Origin of the sequence: Mesorhizobium sp. M7A.F.Ca.CA.004.04.2.1, assembly GCF_004022825.1 — a bacterium.
Classification (GTDB): Bacteria; Pseudomonadota; Alphaproteobacteria; order Rhizobiales; family Rhizobiaceae; genus Mesorhizobium.
Map to the genome: position 1 here is coordinate 1 of NZ_RZPH01001614.1, position 701 is coordinate 701.

1 protein-coding gene and 1 pseudogene are annotated in these 701 nt (G+C 62.8%); both read right to left on the reverse strand.

Going from position 1 to position 701, the window contains the following annotated elements:
- Window positions 1–447 (reverse strand): annotated as a pseudogene (locus tag EN893_RS36485) (sensor histidine kinase); the annotation flags it as partial.
- Between the two features lie 118 nt (window positions 448–565).
- The coding region (locus tag EN893_RS39955) for an ATP-dependent helicase C-terminal domain-containing protein (protein ID WP_164901520.1) at window positions 566–701 on the reverse strand (136 nt) is incomplete at its 5' end.

Consider the following 701-nt stretch of genomic DNA (forward strand, 5'->3'; position numbering starts at 1 on the left):
CAGCGGCAGATGGACAAAGACCAGAAAGGTCGCCGCCGACATGACCAGCCCGCCGAGGATGGCGGTCAGGCGCAGGGGCAGCGATGTCGCCGAAATGACGACAGGCACGGTCATGAGCAGCGAGAACGGGTTGGTGAGGCCACCGGTCATATAGAGCAGGCCGGCAAGCTGCAGGCTGTCGAAGATGAGGATGCCGAAGGCGGCAAGCGGCGTGAGCCGGTGCGCCGCCGGAAAGCGGAAGGCGAGAAACAGGTTCATCCATGCCGAACAGGCGATCAGGGCAAAGCAGAGGCTGACCGGCAGCGGAAACTTCAGCCCATAGGCGACGACGAGCACCGTCAGGCTCTGACCGACAATGGCAAGCCAGCGCAACCGGATCAGCGTGTTGAGGCGCAATCTCTGGCTCTGCTGGAAATCGGGCGAACGCAAAACGTTGATCATGGCCATGAGTTACAGCCGCGAAGCGGCAAACGCTAGGTACCGCCCCAATCCGAGGAGTCGGAACGGGGCTCTACTTCTTGTTTGAGCATGATCTTTTCCAAAAACCGGCTTCCACTTTTTGGGATCATGCTCTGGGTTTGGCGCGGGCGGTGGCGGTCGCGAGCAGCGGGTTTTCCGGCCAGACATGCTTGGGATAGCGGCCGCGCATGTCGGCGCGCACATCGGCCCAGGAGCCCCGCCAGAAGCCGGGCAGGTCGCGC